Source organism: Saccharospirillum alexandrii (assembly GCF_043641555.1).
Lineage (GTDB): Bacteria > Pseudomonadota > Gammaproteobacteria > Pseudomonadales > Natronospirillaceae > Saccharospirillum > Saccharospirillum alexandrii_A.
The window spans coordinates 112,618-130,606 of sequence record NZ_JBHZRJ010000001.1; the positions used below are offsets into that span (position 1 = coordinate 112,618).

Annotated in this window: 13 protein-coding genes; all 13 read left to right on the top strand. The window is 48.4% G+C overall.

Annotation, left to right across the window (positions count from 1 at the left end; all coding sequences use genetic code 11):
• The first annotated feature begins 223 nt into the window (after positions 1 to 223).
• The 13 genes from ACHUE7_RS00460 to ACHUE7_RS00520 all read left to right on the top strand — a co-directional run bounded on the left by ACHUE7_RS00460 (position 224) and on the right by ACHUE7_RS00520 (position 17,764).
• On the top strand, positions 224 to 1,063 hold the full coding sequence (locus ACHUE7_RS00460) for a cytochrome c oxidase assembly protein (protein WP_394168214.1): 840 nt from the start codon (positions 224 to 226) through the stop codon (positions 1,061 to 1,063).
• Between the two features lie 23 nt (positions 1,064 to 1,086).
• A complete protein-coding gene (locus ACHUE7_RS00465) occupies positions 1,087 to 1,677 on the top strand; it encodes an SCO family protein (RefSeq protein WP_394169136.1) in 591 nt (196 codons plus the stop codon).
• A gap of 150 nt (positions 1,678 to 1,827) precedes the next feature.
• Positions 1,828 to 3,408 carry a histidine kinase N-terminal 7TM domain-containing diguanylate cyclase gene (locus ACHUE7_RS00470; RefSeq protein WP_394168215.1) on the top strand — a complete coding sequence of 527 codons (1,581 nt, stop codon included), beginning with the start codon at positions 1,828 to 1,830 and terminating at the stop codon, positions 3,406 to 3,408.
• A gap of 63 nt (positions 3,409 to 3,471) precedes the next feature.
• A complete protein-coding gene (locus tag ACHUE7_RS00475; protein WP_394168216.1) occupies positions 3,472 to 4,476 on the top strand; it encodes a 2-dehydropantoate 2-reductase in 1,005 nt (334 codons plus the stop codon).
• 184 nt (positions 4,477 to 4,660) lie between these two features.
• On the top strand, positions 4,661 to 5,410 hold the full coding sequence (locus ACHUE7_RS00480; protein ID WP_394168217.1) for an NYN domain-containing protein: 750 nt from the start codon (positions 4,661 to 4,663) through the stop codon (positions 5,408 to 5,410).
• A gap of 137 nt (positions 5,411 to 5,547) precedes the next feature.
• The gene (locus ACHUE7_RS00485) at positions 5,548 to 6,636 is read left to right on the top strand and encodes a nuclease-related domain-containing protein (protein WP_394168218.1); all 1,089 of its coding nucleotides are present in this window, start codon (positions 5,548 to 5,550) and stop codon (positions 6,634 to 6,636) included.
• 82 nt (positions 6,637 to 6,718) lie between these two features.
• Positions 6,719 to 8,884: a DEAD/DEAH box helicase family protein gene (locus ACHUE7_RS00490; protein ID WP_394168219.1), complete on the top strand. Its 2,166-nt coding sequence runs from the start codon at positions 6,719 to 6,721 to the stop codon at positions 8,882 to 8,884.
• A gap of 36 nt (positions 8,885 to 8,920) precedes the next feature.
• Positions 8,921 to 9,574 (top strand): hypothetical protein, encoded by a 654-nt coding sequence (locus ACHUE7_RS00495; protein ID WP_394168220.1) that lies wholly within the window; start codon positions 8,921 to 8,923, stop codon positions 9,572 to 9,574.
• 565 nt (positions 9,575 to 10,139) lie between these two features.
• Positions 10,140 to 10,472 (top strand): hypothetical protein, encoded by a 333-nt coding sequence (locus tag ACHUE7_RS00500; RefSeq protein ID WP_394168221.1) that lies wholly within the window; start codon positions 10,140 to 10,142, stop codon positions 10,470 to 10,472.
• A complete protein-coding gene (locus tag ACHUE7_RS00505; protein ID WP_394168222.1) occupies positions 10,465 to 11,829 on the top strand; it encodes an ATP-binding protein in 1,365 nt (454 codons plus the stop codon). Before ACHUE7_RS00500 ends, ACHUE7_RS00505 begins: the two co-directional genes overlap by 8 nt.
• Entirely contained in the window at positions 11,826 to 14,684 is a 2,859-nt protein-coding gene (locus ACHUE7_RS00510; RefSeq protein ID WP_394168223.1) for a Z1 domain-containing protein, read from the top strand. The genes ACHUE7_RS00505 and ACHUE7_RS00510 overlap by 4 nt, the downstream gene beginning before the upstream one ends.
• Positions 14,674 to 15,654, top strand: a complete 981-nt coding sequence (locus tag ACHUE7_RS00515; protein WP_394168224.1) for a PD-(D/E)XK motif protein — start codon at positions 14,674 to 14,676, stop codon at positions 15,652 to 15,654. Before ACHUE7_RS00510 ends, ACHUE7_RS00515 begins: the two co-directional genes overlap by 11 nt.
• Positions 15,647 to 17,764 carry an AIPR family protein gene (locus ACHUE7_RS00520; RefSeq protein ID WP_394168225.1) on the top strand — a complete coding sequence of 706 codons (2,118 nt, stop codon included), beginning with the start codon at positions 15,647 to 15,649 and terminating at the stop codon, positions 17,762 to 17,764. The genes ACHUE7_RS00515 and ACHUE7_RS00520 overlap by 8 nt, the downstream gene beginning before the upstream one ends.
• Positions 17,765 to 17,989 lie beyond the last annotated feature (225 nt).

Here is a 17,989-nt window from a genome sequence, read left to right on the forward strand (position 1 = left end):
CATTGTGCACGATGTTGTCCGCCCCATACCTGACCGCTCGATTCACCAGCCCAGTCCAACTTGACGGCCGTTAACCAGAAACGTAGCCTCAGCATACCCGATGTCAGCGAACGAGCAGATTGCCAGGCACCTCTGCGTGCCATGAGTGCCATCGCCTCATCTCAACACACCTCTCAGGCGCCAACGGTTGCTGGTGCCCTGCCCAGACCAGCCGGGGAGCGTTTTGCTGGATTATCTGTCGTTACTGTTGCCCTACGAGTTCTCCTGGCTCGCCATTCTGTTTTTTGGAACAGCCAGTGTTCTGTACGCCAAAGGGCAACGCGTGCTGGCGCAATCGGGTGAGCCTGTGGCCCGGTGGCGTAGCGTGCTGTTCTGGCTTGGGCTGGCGCTGGCCTACATTGTTATGCACACCCGGTTCGATTATTACGCCCAGTTCATGTTTTTCATTCATCGCATTCAACACCTGGCGTTGCATCATGTAGCGGCGATACTGCTAATGGGCGCGAACCCCTGGCGTGCGCTGGCGGCCGGGTTTCCGGACGGCGCTGCGAAACGGTGGGTTGCCCGCGTGCTGCAGTCGCCCCTGGTTCAATGGCCTTACCGGTTTATTCAGTTTCCGCCTATCGCGGTGATGGTATTTGCCGGTCTTATCTTCTTCTGGCTGACGCCCAGCATTCACTTTAACGCCATGCTTAGCCAGCCGCTTTATCTGCTGATGAACTGGTCGATGTTCATCGATGGCCTGTTGTTCTGGTGGTTGATTCTGGACCCCCGTTCCCCGGCCCGCGTCGGGACGCTCGGCTTTGGCAAGCGAATACTGGTGATCTGGGCGGCCACGGTGCCGCAACTGGCGCTGGGCGCCTACATCGTTGGTGCGCCACAAAGCCTGTATGACATTTACGAAGTGTGCGGCCGGGCCTGGCCGATTGCCCCGCACGACGACCAGGTACTGGGTGGGCTGTTCACCTGGATACCGCCCGCCATGATGGGCGTACTGGTGATGGTGGTGGTATTGAGACGCTTGCTGCATCAGTCGGACAACGACGGTGCACAGCCCGCTTGAAGGCTAGAGAGGAATCGCTTGTGATGAAAACCCTGCCACTCGCCTGCGCGGTTGCGTTGGCTCTGTTGATAACGGCTTGTACCGGTGGTGATACTGACTGGACCGGCTCAAACATTGAAGGCGTGATGTCGGATCTTGAATTCGAACTGACGTCAGATACCGGTGAAGCGGTAACCGAAGAAACCTATCGGGGCAAAGCCAGCCTGGTGTTTTTCGGCTTTATGAATTGCCCGGATATTTGCCCGGGAACGTTGCAACGTTTGTCGACCGCCATTGACGCCTTGCCCGCCGACAGGCAGAACGATGTGCAGGTCTTGTTTGTCAGTGTCGACCCCGCGCGGGACACGCCCGATGCATTGAACGAGTACACCGGTTTTTTCGGCCCACAGTTTATCGGTCTTACCGGCACCGAGTCGCAATTATCCGACCTGGTCAAACGCATGAGAGCCACTTACGGCTATGGTGAACCCGACGACAACGGCAACTATTCGGTGTCACACAGTTCAGCCATTTATGGCTTCGATTCGCAGGGCAATGCCCAGGTGCTGATGAAGAGTGATCAGCCGGCTTCGGACATCAGTCATGATATCGAACGGTTGTTGCAGCGCTCGTAAAAGAACGTGACCGAGCACTTCGGTTCAACCTAGCGTGCATTGATTCTGACCGACTATTTGGCTATTTGGCTTGGTGGTTTTGGTCTACATCAACTTAAGCGCTGGAGGGGCCACCTACCTGTATGGGCTTTTCCCGCCGGGCGTGGTTAAATGCAGGCAAATCTTTCGTCTTTGCTTCTCATGCATTGGTTTGCCGCCCTTAATCTGATCGGAACTGCACTGCTGCTCCTGCTGGCCTCCTTCACCGGGCAACGGCCAGAGAGCCGCAAGAATGTTGGTTTCATCTTGCTGTTATTGGCAATGGCCACTTACAGCCTGGCGCTGGCGTTTGAATCGCTCGCGAGCGACCTGAGCGGTGCCTGGTTCTGGAATCGCATCCAGTATCTGAGCATCCCCTTTCTGCCGGCCCTGATGTTGCTGGTAGTGGGCCGCTATGTCGGCTTGCCGTTCCAGCACCCCTGGCTGAAAGCGGTGCTGATTGGGTCCTTCGGTTTTTCCTTGCTGATTACCCTGCTGCACTGGTCGAGCCCCTGGCATGACCTCTATTATCGGAACATAGCGTTCACTGTGGTGGATGATGTCGCCGCGGTCAGTTTTACCCCCGGTTTGTTTTACCATTTGTTCGATGTGTTTTACCTCTCGAATGCCGCTATCGCTTTGGTTTTGGTCGGGCGTCGTGCCTTCCAAGTGTATGGCTTGTTCAGAACACAGGCCGTCGCCGTTTTCATTGGCATTATCATTCCCTGGTTGTTCGCTCTGGTGGGGGATTTCGCTTCGCTCCCCACAGATCTCGATATCGTTCCGCTGGCCTTTGTGCCCAGCGCGCTGGTGTTGGGGTTTGGGGTACTTAACTGGGGGTTACTGGGCCTGGAACCCATTGTCATGCGTACGGTATTTGGCGCCATTCCTTCGGGTTGCATCATTGTCGATCACAACCGTCGATTGCTCGATTGTAATGTTGCGGCGCAACAGATGTTTCCCGGGTTAACCCAACTTAAAACCGGTGAATCGATTGACGCCATTTACGACGACTTGCCCGGGTTTGGCGCCGTACTCGAAGCATTGAATGATCGGGACCACTGGCTGATATGGTCTCCCGACAACCGAACCCATTACCGCGTGCAACTGACCTGGCTGGAACAGCACCAGATGCACCTGGGCTACCTGATTCTGATACAGGACGAAACCCAGCAAGTCACTGCCGAAGCCCTATTGCGTGAACGCGCCGAACTGGATGGGCTGACCGGCGTATTGAACCGAAGCAGTTTCGATGAGCATTTGAACCGGGCAGTGGAAGACAATGCCCGGGCCGGTACCAGCCTGGCGTTGATCCTGTTCGACCTCGATCACTTCAAGGCATTGAACGATACCCAGGGGCACCAGGCGGGCGATGAAGTGCTTAAAACCGTCGCCCGGTGTGCCTACGACCTAAGCCGGCACGGAGACAGTGTGGCTCGCTACGGCGGAGAAGAGTTTGCGCTGATCCTGCCAAAAACGAACCTGGCTGGCGCCCGGGCAATTGCCGAACGGCTGCGGGAAGTCATCGCTCACGATACCCCGGTGACGGCCAGTCTGGGCATCGCTCTTACCGATAGCGAGAATGGGCAGAGCCCGGCAGAGCTGATTCATCATGCTGACCAGGCACTGTACAGAGCCAAACGCTCAGGACGTAACACGGTTGAGGTAGCAGACGTTTCCGCCACCGGCGTTGCCGCCGCTGGCGTTGAGTAACAGGCGCTGAGCGACGAGACCTTTCGTGTGGTTCACATCACTCAATGAGATAAGGGAGGCGCTGTGAAAATCTGTATATACGGTTTGGGAGCCATAGGCGGCCTTTTCGCTGCCAGGCTAAGCGAAAGCGGCCACGAGGTCAGCGCCGTCGCCCGGGGCGAAACGCTCGCGGCCGTCGCCCAACACGGGTTAACGCTGTACAAACAGGGCAGCGTTACCGAGATTGATCGGCGCGTACCGTTACGGGTAACGGACGACCCTGCCGAACTCGGCCCGCAAGATTGGGTCATCATCACCGTGAAAAGCACGGCTCTGCCTGCCATCGCGAAAAAAATAGCGCCGCTGCTCGGAGCCGAGACACGGGTGCTGTCGGCGATGAACGGTGTGCCCTGGTGGTTCTTCTCTGGCCTGCCGGAAGCACCGGGCCACATCGCGTTACCGTCGGTTGATCCGGGCGGGAAGGTATCCGCTGCGATCGATGCCAGCCGGGTGATCGGTTGCGTCACTTATCTATCGGCTTCATCGCCGGTGCCCGGGAGCGTGAGCCCCATTGAAGACCGTACAATCATCGTTGGCGATGCCGTGGGCAAACAGACAGACCCTGCTCGTGCGATAGGCAGGGTATTGCGCGACGCCGGGTTCGACGTAACAGATTCCGACCACATTCAGCGCGACATCTGGTACAAGCTCTGGGGCAACATGACGGTGAATCCGATATCTGCCATCGCCGGAGCTAAAGGCGACCGGATTCTGAGTGACGAATACGTCAGGGCGTTTATGTCCCGCGCCATGCGGGAATCGGCCGCGGTAGGCGCCAAAATTGGCATTGCCATCGACGATGACCCCGAAGCCCGTCATGCGTTAACAGCACAGCTGGGCGCGTTTAAAACGTCCATGCTGCAAGATGTGGAAGCCAAAAAACCGATCGAACTCGACGCCCTGGTGGGCGCGGTACTGGACATCGCCCGGGCCGTAAACGTCGACGTGCCCAACATCGAAACCCTGTTCGGCCTGGCCCGGCTGTTCGCCCGGCAGCGAGGGCTCTATTCGGAGGCCTTCGGCGAATGAAGCCAGTGGTCTGGGCGGTTCCACGTTCAGACCAACGGTGCTTACCCTCTTTGACCACCCGCCACGGCTTAAGCCCTAACCAGTATTACCCCCTTCTGTAGAGTGAACCCTTTTATGGGTATTCAGTGAGCCACCAGCCCGTTATGCTCAGACCTGTATAATTCATTCAGGAAGGGTGGGTCTTATGGCGCTGAACCAAAATATCGCACTGTTGATTGACTGCGACAACGTAAGCCACAGAGCCATTGAGGGCGTATTGGAAGAGCTTGCCAAATACGGCAAGGTAAACGTCCGCCACGCCCACGGCGACTGGAACAACCCGGCCATGAAAGGCTGGATCGAAAAGGTTCACCCCAACGCCATTCGCCCGATTCAGCAATTCGCCCTCACCAAAGGCAAAAACGCCACCGATGCCTCCATGATCATCGATGCGATGGACCTATTGTATGGTGACAATGTGAATGCTTTCGCGCTTATGACCAGCGACAGCGATTTCACGCCCCTGGTCATGCGCCTGCTGGAGAGTGGATTCACGGTATACGGCTTTGGTGAGAAAAAGACGCCCCAGCCGTTCGTGGATGCGTGTTCCCAGTTTATATATACCGAGAACCTAGAAACAGCAGAGGAACAGGAGCCGGCGGCAAACACGGTTACAAAAGCTGAAGCGCATCCTTCACCGAAAAAGCAAAGCAGAAATGAGCTGAGAATGAATACGGCCCTTGTGAAGCTGTTGAGAACGGCCGTAGAACAAACCTCAGATGAGGAAGGGTGGGCACACTTAGGGGGTGTTGGATCCTACATATCCAACAACAGCTCTTTTTCACCCGTCAATTATGGGTATAAAAAATTGAGTGAACTGGTTAAGGCATCGGAACTGTTTGAAGTGCAGACTCATAACAAAACAGTGCATATTCGTGATAATCGGGCGAGGTAGGCTGTCCGCTGTTGTATGGCGGCTAGGAGTTTTTACTAGGCATTGCGGACATCAAGCTCCAAGTCGGTTGTTGTTCAGATAGTGAAGTAAAGTTGGTAATCTGCCTTAATACTTAACAAATTTGGGAATATATAAGCATGAAAGCGGCAAAACAGACGGACACGATTGATCAAAGACTAGCCGATCTGGAAGAAATACACGCGCATGTGAGCAACATAGACAAACGTATCGCCAAGCAGGTTAAGGGGGACATTCTAAAACTGAAAGCCGGTCATTCAGCAGAAAAATCATCCGCCTATCTTCTGGATAAGCTACTCCAGGAATCTAATAGAAGCATCCTTTTACACGATCTTCGCTTGGATTTAGACGGTGACATTGCCCAAATAGATCACCTATCAATTAACCGTTACGGTTTTGTGAAACTGTATGAAACCAAGTCCTTCTCTACGGGTATTAAAATCGATGATGATGGGGTTTTCTGGCGATGGGATGACTATGCAACACGTTACATAGAAATACCTTCGCCAGTTCTTCAATCGCAACGGCACGAAGTGACCCTTAAAAATGCGCTTAATGCCATTGGCTACGAAGCATTGCACTTTAGTCATTATGTGCTGGTAGATTACAAAGCCAAGCTGATCAAACCTAAAGATAGAAAGTTTGATAATGTTTGTCGACCAGACAGGCTAGAGGAGGTGTGGAATAGAGAAGAAGAAAAGCCACTAAACCTACGTGATCTAAGTGCCGGATTAAAAGGTGTAGGACGTTTGTTTAGCGGAAAGGCATTGACCCCGGAACAACTGCAAGAGTTTGGCAATAAACTCGCGAAAATGCACACTGCTCTTCAAATGGATGTTTGGTCCAGGTACGGGTTGGAAAAGCCGGAGAATACACCTGCCGTTGAAAACCAAGAGGTATCGGCAGAAAAGAAGGCGTATAAGAAGTCACCACTCCTCCAGCAGCCCACTGGTGAGAATGCTCAACTCCCAGAGCGACTGTCATCTTCCAAGGCGGCGAGGCGATTAAAACTGAGCACTTTGGAGTTCCTAGCCAACGCAGAGAGCTTTGGCCTGGTGACAAAAGAAGGAGATGCGTATGTCGCGACTGAGAAAGCCCAGAACCACGGCGTTGAAAACAAAGTCTTTAGGAATATCCCCTACGTTTCATGGCCTATACCAGTAATTGATAAGATTGGTGCTACGGTGACCTCTAAGAAGGAGGTCTAAAAAAGAGGTTTAGAGCAATAGGATTGCCATCCTCCTCCAAACCATGCGAACCTGGTATAAGCTGTAACCTAGGGAACCCAACATGGATGAGCTTTACCAGGGCCTCTACGACCTTCTGGCAACCGATGACCTTCAGCAGCAAGTGGACAAATCCCTGCTGGAAGCCACCTTCGAAAAGATCAGCGAAGCGAACCTGCCGGAGCGCCTGGCAATGGCATTAGCCGAGCAACTGGTCCAGAGCTTGAATGGCATCAAAGCCACAGAAACAAGGAAGAAAGCCGAAGAACAAGTAGCCTGGGTCAACCAACTGCTCGCTTCCCTGAAGCAACCCCCTATACTCGCCAACACCATCAGTTCCCCACCCAGAGCCCTGCGCGCGGTTCACCCCAGGGGGCTCAAGCCAGAACTCCCAGCCATTGGCCTGGCCCAGCCCTGGCTGTTCACCGCAGGCAAAGACTCCCCGGCACTGCTGCACGAACTCCAAGCCGAGCTGAACAGCTGCAACCATGTGGATATTCTGGTGAGCTTCATCACCGTATCCGGTGTGCGCAAACTGCTCGACCGCCTGAAGGCCATTACCGCGACCGATGGCCAGGGCCGCAGCCAGGCCAGTGTGCGCGTGCTCACCACCACCTACACCGGCGCGACCGATCAGAAAGCCCTGAACCAGTTGGCTGAGTTACCGAACTGTGAAGTGCGGGTCTCGCTGGATGGGCGTCGTACCCGGCTGCACGCCAAAGCCTGGCTGTTTGAGCGGGATACCGGTTTCGGGTCGGCCTATGTGGGCAGCGCGAACTTCTCCGGCGCCGCGCTGATGGGCGGGCTGGAATGGACGGTGAAGTTCACCCAGCATGGCCAGCCCGATCTGTTCAGCCGGGCCAAGGCGCATTTTGAAACCCTGTGGCTCGACAATGAGTTCCAACCCTACGACCCGAACAACAGCGACCACCAGGCCGCCCTGCGCAGCGCCCTGAAACGGGAGTCGACCCAGTACGACGCCCCCATAGGTCTGCCGACCTTCTTCGACCTGGTGCCCAAGCCGTTTCAAACCGACATTCTCGAACAGCTGGATAACGAACGCGCGCACGATCGCACCCGCAACCTGCTGGTGGCGGCCACCGGTACCGGTAAAACGGTGATGGCCGCGTTCGACTACCGGCGCATTGCCCGGCAACAGGGCGGTCAGCCCCGGCTGTTGTTTGTCGCCCACCGGGAAGAGATTCTGAAGCAGGCCCGGCACACCTACCGCCAGGTACTGCACGACCCGAATTTTGGTGATCTGCTGACCGGCCACCACGACCCCGAGCAACACAACCACCTGTTCGCTACCATCCAGAGCCTGCAAAGCCAGGAACTGCTGGCGCAACTGGGCGCCGGCTATTGGCAAGTGGTGGTGATCGACGAATGCCACCACATCGAAGCCAAAGGGTTCGAAAAGTTCGTGACCACAGTAGAGCCCGCGGTGTTACTGGGCCTGACCGCCACCCCGGAACGCCACGATGGCAAAAACATCCTGCGCCACTTCCACAACCGGCCCGACGGCACACCCGCCGCCCAATTGCGCCTGTGGCACGCACTCGACCTGCAGCTACTGGCCCCGTTCGAATACTATGGCTGCGACGACGGCGAAGACTACCGCAAGATTAACTGGGGCCAGCCGCAACTGGAACAGCAACAGCTCAGCAACCTGCTGACCGGCAACCAGATGCGCGCCCGCACCATCATCAACAACTGGCGCAATCTGGTGGCCGATACCCGCCAGTGCAAAGCTCTGGCGTTTTGCGTGTCTGTTGAGCATGCCGCGTTCATGACCGAGCAATTCAACCAGGCAGGCATTGCCGCCCGCATGGTGACCGGTAAAACCAACCAAGACGACCGAAACGCCGCCCCGCGCCAACTGCAAAACGGTGAGATCAACGTGATTGTCACCGTCGACCTCTACAACGAAGGCATCGACTTACCCTTCGTCGACACCCTGTTGCTGTTGCGCCCCACCCAAAGCGCCACCGTCTTTCAGCAACAGATCGGCCGCGGCTTGCGGCTCTATGAAGGCAAGGAAAGCTGCCTGGTGCAGGGAGGCTCTGAACAATTCACGCGGAGCTCTGGCTTTTCCGAGGGACCTTGCCGCGAGGCGGGCTCATGCCGGAAGGTCTGGACCTTTCAAATGAGCCCAACGAAGTGGCAAGGTTCCTCGGAAAGCCCCGAAGGGCGGGGCCAAAACGTCCTGCCCCGGCGTTGCACCTCTTGACAAGGGCTACGGCCATTGCGCTGCGAAGTGCGCCTTGTGGCAGAACGTTTTGGCTCCCGCAGAGCCTCGCGTGAATTGTTCAGAGCCTCCCCGGATTTTGTAGGCCAGTATCAGGATGGCTTCCGGTTCGACACCCTGTACAGCAGCATCACCGGCCTTTCGCGCCGGGAGATTGCCGATTCCGTCGAGCACGGCTTCGCCAAACTGCCCAGCGGCTGCCACCTGCAGCTGCATAAAACCGCGCGCGAACACATACTGCACAGCCTGAAACAGGCCATTAACCAGAACTGGCGACGCCTGCAAGCCGAGCTCACTCGCTATGCCGCGCTGAAAGGCAGCAACCAGGTGAGCCTGAGTGCCTTCCTGACCGATCACGACCTGGAGCTGGAAGACATTTACCGCTCTCACAGCACCAACACCAACAGCGGCTGGACCAACCTGCTGCGCGCCGCCGGGCTCATCACCGGCAATGGCAGCACCGAAGAAGCCTACTTCAGCAAACGCTTCGCCGCCTTACTGCACCAGGACGACCCGGCCCAATGGGAACTGCTGGCTAAAGTCGCGGAAGACCCAGCCAACTACACCATAACCAGCGGCCAGGACCGCCTGCGCCTGCAAATGCTCGCCTACCAGATCGACAGCAACACCAAAGCGATCGGCACGGTGGAAGCTTCTATAGTCACTTTGTGAAATTACTTCACACATTGTTACGCTCAAGAGTGCTTGCGCGTCACCGGAATACCTACATAAACTCACAAAAGCTATAAGTCAGAACTGCAGCAGAATTCTCTCAAACACCGGGAGGTATAAGGTTCCTGCGTGATCGACTGATCGACGGGGTGTCGTTTGCGCCCCCCTTTGCTCTTGTGTTATGTAGGAAAATTCTGTAGTAATAACTCAAAGTGTTGTTAAACCTATAGTGGTTCGAGCTACTAATAAGAAAGTACCTCGCTATGGTTTAAGGGAGTTGTAGATTGGGATTAATCCCGTTCGTTGTTAAACAACTACATTTAGAATCTTCGGCGAATGAGGGAATCAGTCGCCTGTCTATATATGTCAAGTACTTTAATCGCCCAACTTCAGCGCTTATTTGGTTCAAATACTGCAATTGGAATAGAGCGATATTCCATTCTCGATCTGTTGATTTAAGAAAAACTAGGGCTCATAAGTCAGTGCTAGACCAAGTGGTACATGCTCTAAGTGCCAATTCTCTATCAATAAACTCAGCCCATACTAGAAATTGGATACTATTGAAATGAGTAGTGAACTGAATGCTTGCATTAAAATAGCTGCGTGTATCTGTGCAAAAGACGGAGTCATTTCTCAGTTGGAGGAGAGGGCTATATTCCAGATAGTGCTTGAGAAGTTTCCTCGCACTACTGCTAAGAGTATAGACCTAGCAATTGATGAATTTTTTGAGTCTAATACTCAATTAGAACATTACATGTCTTTAGTAAATGATATTGAACTAAGAAAATTCACTCTGGATATGGCAAGGAGAAGTGCGTCTGCAGACGGATTGGATATAAATGAAAATATCGCTCTTAATAAAGCCCTTCTGATTTGGGGGCTTGAGCAGGATGCCTAGAATAGTAGATCAATCTCCCGATCCAAAGTCACATATTAAAACTTTGATGCGTATAGGGTATACCTTCAATTCTGCTATAGCAGACATTCTTGACAACTCGCTCACTGCAGATGCAAGTATAGTCGAAGTACTGGCCCCCCCTGGACTCAACGAGCCAGTAATTTCCATACTTGACGACGGCTTTGGTATGAGCTTAGAAGAACTGATTTGTAACATGCGCATCGGCTGTAAGGACCCTTCTGAAGAGCGCGATAAAGGCGACTTGGGAAGATTCGGCTCGGGCTTAAAGACGGCTAGTTTTTCTCAAGCCAGGCAATTGACAGTCGTAACCAAAAAACGGGGACTGCCGATCGTTGCAGCAAGATGGGATATTGACAAAGTTGAAGAAACAAACACATGGTGTTTGGAAGTATTTGAAAATAATGAAATCCTAGATATTTCTGGGTTTATAGAAGGGAGCTTGCAGGAATGTGGTACTCAGATTATTTGGGGTAAGCTTAATTTCATAGACGGCGGTAATCATGCTCGAGACTATGATCTTGACTTATCTTCCAAACTTTCTGAATTAAGATATTACTTAGCCCTTTACTTCCACAGGTTTATGACAGGGCGTGGTAAGTGTACGTTTAGGTTGAACGGCAGCACTATCAAGCCAATTGATCCGTTTATGTCAGATGCTACTGGTTACCAAGAAGGGCCATCTGAAAGATTGAGGTGTAAAGGTGGATATATTGAAATCCAAACCCATGTACTGCCCCACTTTAAGAACATGAATGCTAATGAACTTGAGCTGCTAGGTGGAGCAGCAGGCATATCTCAAAGTCAAGGTTTATACATATATCGTGAAAAAAGACTTATTAGTGCAGGGGGGTGGATGGGTATGGCTAGAAACAGCCAGCTCAGTGCTTTAGCGAGAGTGCAGGTCGACATTCCCTCAACGCTTGATAATGATTGGTCTACTGACGTAAAAAAATCAAGCTTACAAATGCCGCCTCGCGTGAAGAGAGAGCTGAGAAAATTCCTTTCAGATCCTGTGAAACGCTCACGGCGTATACATACCTATCGAGGAAAAATAGAAGCTGCAAACGGTTTTTGGAAAGTATGTGAAGATGAAAATAAAGGTGCTATTAGTTATCAGATTGATACAACGAATAGCCTGTTGACCTCATTCCTTGAAACTTGTGATGCTAGACAGAAAAGACTACTTGTGGAGTATTTGACCAATTTGGCCGGTAACCTACCTATAAACAATATCTACGAAAAGATGGCCGAGCGCCCGAGTGACGTAAATCAAAATATCGATGAAATGAGCTCACTTGATTTTTTAGTTGAAAAGATTTTTGAAGGTAAACAATGAAGCAAACTATATTCGATAGATTAATCTCCCAAGTTTCTGCCAAATTGAGAATTATGGAAGAATTCGGATCGGCAATTTCTAACGGGCTCATTAGCGAAATAATCAACGAAATTGCCATTGAATACAATAGTATTCCGAACTTCGAAATGACCGAGGAAGACGTGGCTCGTCTAAAGTTTCACATTGGAAATATGTTTAATGTGAAAGTTGGAGAGGAAGCGATAACTTTACATAATCCGGAACTGCCACGTTGGTTCGATAGCAAGAAAACAGAGATAGAATGGAAGCATTGGCGAGCCTATAGATCGATGCTGGAGTCACAAGGCCGATCAACTGCTATTGTCGAAGCCAATGAGAAAGTAATTGACGACATTCTTGACTACTCCGGTGATCCCAGCACACCGGGAATGTGGTCTAGAAAGGGTCTGGTAATGGGTAACGTTCAGTCGGGAAAAACCCAGAACTATATTGGATTGATTAATAAGGCTATCGACTGTGGATACAAAACCATAGTCTTGCTAGGGGGGCATTTAAATGATCTTAGAAAGCAAACACAAGAAAGGGTAGATGAAGGTGTTCTTGGTCGTCACTCTATACATTTGACTAGAGCCTATAGGGTAAAACCATCTCCTATCGGCGTAGGATTATTTGAAGAAATTAATATTAATACGGGCACTACTACAGCAGGAGACTTTAACAAAAATTTTGCAGATAGCTTGGGCTTCAAACTTACAGGTGAAGATCCGGTCATTTTCACAATTAAGAAGCATACCGGAGTGATGGAAAGATTGTTCAATTGGATTAAAGACTATCACTTTCTTGAACCTGATCTAGGTAAGAGACTAGAAGGCCCATTGCTACTAATTGATGATGAGGCAGACTATGCATCTATAAACACAAAACACCATAAAGAAGAAGTTACTAAAACAAACGAGTACATTAGACAACTCCTTTCCCTTTTCAGTCGAAATACATACGTCGGCTACACCGCTACTCCTTTTGCTAATATATTTATTGATCCTGATGAGAATTCATACACTGAGAAAATGGATCTATTCCCATCTGATTTTATGATAAAGATACCGGTTCCTGATAATTATTTGGGACAAGACTACTTTTTTAGGGACTTAGATAATCGAGAGTCAGAAGAAGAGTCTCCTTATAAGACACGGAATTCTCCTACTATTCCTATAGATGACCACAGCAGTGTTTACGAACTCAAAAAGACTGATGAAATATTATCTATACCCGACTCTTTAAAAGATGCAGTTAGAGCATTTATGCTGGTTACAGCGATTAGGTCGCTAAGGGGAGAGCGTTTTTCGCATAATACTATGCTGGTAAATATATCTCACTTAAAAAGCCATCAGAATCAACTGGAATTTCTTATTGGTGAGTACAAAGTCGAGATTGTTGAAGCGCTCGAGTCATATTCGGCTCTTAATTACGACCAAGCAAGGAAAAGTAATATCATTAGAGAGCTGGAAAAAACATTTGAACATAGGTTTGATATTGAAGAGCAGTACCAGGACATCTTTAAGAAACTTCTAGAGTCTGCGTCTAAGATTAAAGTATGGGCAATCAATCAAAGCAATAAAAAGTCGGACGGGAAAGAATTAAACTACTCCGTTCATAAAGAGCATGGGCTTTCTGCAATCATTATAGGCGGCCATAAGCTCTCAAGAGGTTTGACTTTAGAAGGGCTGAGTATCTCCTATTTTGCGAGAAACTCAAAGGCCTACGATACTTTAATGCAAATGTGCAGGTGGTTTGGTTATCGGCCGAACTATGCAGACCTGTGCAGAGTGTACCTTCCTCAAGAGTCTATATATTGGTATTCCTTTATATCAAGTGCAATCCGTGAGCTCTATCATGAATTAGAATTGATGAGTAGGCGTGAGCAGCGACCAAGTGAATTTGGACTAAAGGTAAGAGAACATCCGGGTGCTATGATAATTACGGCAAAAAATAAGATGGGTGCTTCCGAATCTGAAGTACGATCGCAAGATTTATGGGGTCAAATTCAACGCCGCTTTCGATTTAGACCTGATCCTAAGATTAATGAAAAGAATCTTAACTACACTAAGAGGTTTATTACTAGAATAATTGAGGACAGCGGTAGTGAAACTAAATTTGAAAAGGATCATGAAACAGGTTCAATAGTTATTTCAGGTGTCAGCTACGATCAAATAGTTCAATATATTGAAGACATTGATCTACCCGAAGATGATCTAGGTAACGGAGCATTAATAAATCACCTAAAGAAAATGAAAGCTTTGGGTCTAGGCAAGCCTCGTATTTCGCTATTCAATCAGAAGAAAACAAGAATGACGCCCTGGGAATTAAAGTTGTCTGAAGAAGAGAGAGGATTTATCAATGAGTCCTATGTATTCAATTCTAGTATATCGCTCACATTGCCCAAAAGGAAAATGGAAAAAAGGAACAACGAGTACAAAGTAAAAAGTGTCAATCTGGGTAACTCAGATGATGAGAAGATTTTCCTTGATAGTACAGAAAGAGAAAAGATAGCAGGTTTGTTAAATCGTAAGCCAGTAAGCTTTGATTACCTATGTTCTGATACTCGAGATTATCCTGGATTGACGATATATCTTTTTGCAGTAGCCGTAAGTCCAATGGTCGATAATAGCGATGATTCCATTGTTGAGTTGGGGCATGGTCGTATGCCTACAGTTGGTTATACTGTATCCATACCTAGATCGGAAAACCTAAAAGGCAAAACAAATAAAGAAATTAGTGAGATTGTAAAGCAAACAAAACATAGCTATCAAGTAAATAAGATTCATAGCCAACTCCAGGAAATCAGTTCGTATGAGGACTATTCTGATGAAGAGTAAAAGCTCCGAATTTTTTCTTGATAACCCGTGGGAGAATATCAGTGAACCTTGCTACCCAAAAGGGAGGAGGTTGTACCTAAATGACGACCGTTTTTGGGTATCAAAGGATGATAATCAAGGATTGCTTTTTTTTGTACAGGATAGCGGTGCTGACAACGTGAAAGCTCTTGAGGGTCTTGCTGGATTAGAAGTTACGGTAGAGAAGTTATACTCAGGTGAGTATAGGCTTGTCTGCCGGTTGCTTACACATGACCAAGAGACTGATGAAAAATTCGCCACTGTAGCTAAGGACATAGCTTTTCACTGTAGCAAGTATGAAGGTAACCAGCTTTTTTTAAAGACGCAGGAAAGAATTAAATCTTGGGCGAACTTCTTAAGGCCTAGCCGTACAGGTTTATCACAGAGTGAGTTTATTGGTTTACTGGGCGAGTTATATGTACTTTCTCAGTATATTATGACTACATTCGATGCCGAAGACTCTGTTAGAGCATGGGTGGGGTTGGAGGGGAAGAAACAAGACTTCACTTTCAATAATAGTGCATTGGAAGTTAAGACAACACTTTCTGGCAATCAACAGTCAGTCAGAATTAGTTCTCTTGATCAGCTAGATAGAGTTACGAACACTCTTTATCTCATGAGAGTCACTGTTTCACCATCTTCCTCCACCAATGGGTTTTGCCTCAGAGCCTTATATGAAAAGTGCTTGGAGGAAATCGAAAATGATATTATCTTGAATAGTATTTTCCTGAAAAAAGTTAGCGATTTATACAGTAAGGCTAGCAAAATACAGCTAGAGAGCGTTCACGAAGTTGTTGACGTTACTTTTTACCTTGTTGATGATCAATTTCCAAAGCTTACTCGTACCGAAGTACCACTAGCTATAAAAGAAGTAGAGTATGAAATAGCGATAGGGGCACTGAAATCTCACGAGGTGGCTACTAGTATTAGGGAGATCTTTGGTTATGAGTGACATCGCTGAGTATAAAAGAGAGCTTTTTAATGCCATTTCAATTGGTTCAGAAGCAAATGAAGTGTTTTCTGAAGAAAGCTACTTTGAGTTTATGAGCGATATGCTTTCAAATGCAGGAATTCTTGATAATGTCGAGTACTGTCCGTACAGGAATACAAGAAAAGGTATTCGGATTGATGGCTATAGTTGGAACCCGCTAGAAAGGACTATTTGTGGACTTATCGTAGATTTTACCAACGATAGTGAATCAGTTGCCAAGCTAGTTAATTCGGACATAAATGATATTGGAATGCGTGTATCTAGGTTCTTTCTGGCAGCTAATAGTGAGTCATTTATTGAGTCGCTGGAAGTTACAGATCCTGGTCGGGTGGCTGCCAATGAAATCTCTATGTTTCTACCTGAGGCTATTAAGATTAGGGTCGTAATACTAACTGATAAAGTGCTTAGTGAGCGTGTGAAAAAGTTGAGTATTAATGAAACTCTCGATAAAGAGACGTCAATTGAGATTTGGGATTTAGAACGAACACGTGGGCTTGAGAGGTCTGATTCGGAATATGAGGAGTTTACGGTTGATTTAACGAAATACGATGATGGTGTAAGAATCCTCCCTGCAAATATATCGGAACATGGCTTTAGTACCTTTTTAGGGGTAATGCCAGCTAAGTTGTTAAGTAAGATATATGATGACTATGGTCAGAGACTGCTAGAAAGTAATGTAAGGACATTTCTTGACTTTAGGGCTAGTACCAATAGAGGTATTCGGAAAACACTAGTCACTGAGCCCGATCATTTCTTTGCATATAACAACGGCATCACAGTAACAGCTACTGAAGCAAATACAGTATTTAAAGACGGGCAGCTGTACCTTACGTCTTTAGCGAATATGCAAATAGTAAATGGGGGCCAAACTACCGCTGCGATCTACTTTTCACCTCGTGAAAAAGGAGGTATTAAAGGCGTGGATGGTATGTACAATTATAGTGATATAGATTTGGAGAGAGTTTATATTCAGATGAAGTTGACTGTCATTGAAGACAAGGTAGCTTCAGACATAATGAAGTCGAATATCGCCACATACGCAAACTCACAAAACTCTATTCAGCAATCAGACATGGTTTCTAATCATCCGTTCCATCTGAATATAGAGACTCGTTCCAGAAAGCAGTTAATGCCTGCTGGCCGTAATGGGTTTTCAACAAAATGGTTTTATGAACGGACTAGAGGGCAATACTCGACTATGCTTCGTGCACTGAGTGGTAGTCAGCGCCGTAGATTTGAGGCCGAGTATCCAAAAAAGCAACTGTTTAACAAAACTGATATGGCTAAGTATGAAAATACATGGCGTATGAAACCCTATATAGTAAAAAAGGGTGCTCAAGCAAATTTGAAGTCTTTCGGAGCAGATATAGTTAAGGAATTCGAGAAAGACGAAGCGGCTTTCGGCCCCTCATATTACAATGATTTGGTTTCAAAAATATTACTATTTAGGATGACTGACAGCGCAATCTTGAATGCTGATTGGTACAAAGAGAATAGAGGTCTGAAAGCGGAGTTGGTTACTTATAGTATTGCATTGTTGCGGAATGCGTTGATCGGTAAAAATATGGATATTAATCTTAATTACATATACATAAATCAGTGCGTCTCCGATACATTGCTCAGTACACTTACGTCAATGGCCTATGTAATTCGTAATAAAATATCAGATGTTATGTTTACCGGTGGCATTACGAATCCCAGTGAATTCTGTAAGTCCGAGAGAGGCTGGAAGAAATTGCTAACGGTTGAGTTTGATTTGAGTCGGCTTAGTGGAAATGATGTGTTATCAGCCGATGGTGTAAAGGATTCCGCGAAAGAAAATAGAGATATCGATGAGGCAGGGAAGAGTATAACCGTATTGGAATATGTGCTTTCTGTTTCAGCAGAAGAGTGGGAGTTAGTATCGGAGTTCAATTCTGGTTACTACCCAAATAATGACAAAAGAGTTGGAATTCCAAGGAAGTGTGTAGAGCTCCATAGATTTGGAAAGCTTCCGAGTGATAAGCAGTTGAGCCTGGCAAGGGAGATTAGAGAAACAGCTTACAAGGAAGGTTTCGATTTTGTTAGATAGTGGTTTGTATAATGGGTGATTACTTGTCTGATCTTTTATACTTCTTCAGCTGAAATTGTCTTGTGAGTACGCAAAGTAAGGGTATAAGATTTTTCTAGCGAGGTTATGGTTTCTGGGCCAGTAATTCATTGGGGATGTTGAAATCACATTTTTCTTTCCATGTATTTGAGAAGAGATGCAGCAGTGTAAAGCTTGCTAGAGAGTCAGTTATGGATCTGAGCGTAT

Excerpts from the sequence above, each read along its gene's own strand:
- ACHUE7_RS00465 (WP_394169136.1), top strand. The coding sequence starts at position 1,087 with ATGAAAACCCTGCCACTCGCCTGCGCGGTTGCGTTGGCTCTGTTGATA.
- ACHUE7_RS00470 (WP_394168215.1), top strand. The coding sequence starts at position 1,828 with ATGCAGGCAAATCTTTCGTCTTTGCTTCTCATGCATTGGTTTGCCGCC.
- ACHUE7_RS00480 (WP_394168217.1), top strand. The coding sequence starts at position 4,661 with ATGGCGCTGAACCAAAATATCGCACTGTTGATTGACTGCGACAACGTA.
- ACHUE7_RS00485 (WP_394168218.1), top strand. The coding sequence starts at position 5,548 with ATGAAAGCGGCAAAACAGACGGACACGATTGATCAAAGACTAGCCGAT.
- ACHUE7_RS00490 (WP_394168219.1), top strand. The coding sequence starts at position 6,719 with ATGGATGAGCTTTACCAGGGCCTCTACGACCTTCTGGCAACCGATGAC.
- ACHUE7_RS00500 (WP_394168221.1), top strand. The coding sequence starts at position 10,140 with ATGAGTAGTGAACTGAATGCTTGCATTAAAATAGCTGCGTGTATCTGT.
- ACHUE7_RS00505 (WP_394168222.1), top strand. The coding sequence starts at position 10,465 with ATGCCTAGAATAGTAGATCAATCTCCCGATCCAAAGTCACATATTAAA.
- ACHUE7_RS00510 (WP_394168223.1), top strand. The coding sequence starts at position 11,826 with ATGAAGCAAACTATATTCGATAGATTAATCTCCCAAGTTTCTGCCAAA.
- ACHUE7_RS00515 (WP_394168224.1), top strand. The coding sequence starts at position 14,674 with ATGAAGAGTAAAAGCTCCGAATTTTTTCTTGATAACCCGTGGGAGAAT.
- ACHUE7_RS00520 (WP_394168225.1), top strand. The coding sequence starts at position 15,647 with ATGAGTGACATCGCTGAGTATAAAAGAGAGCTTTTTAATGCCATTTCA.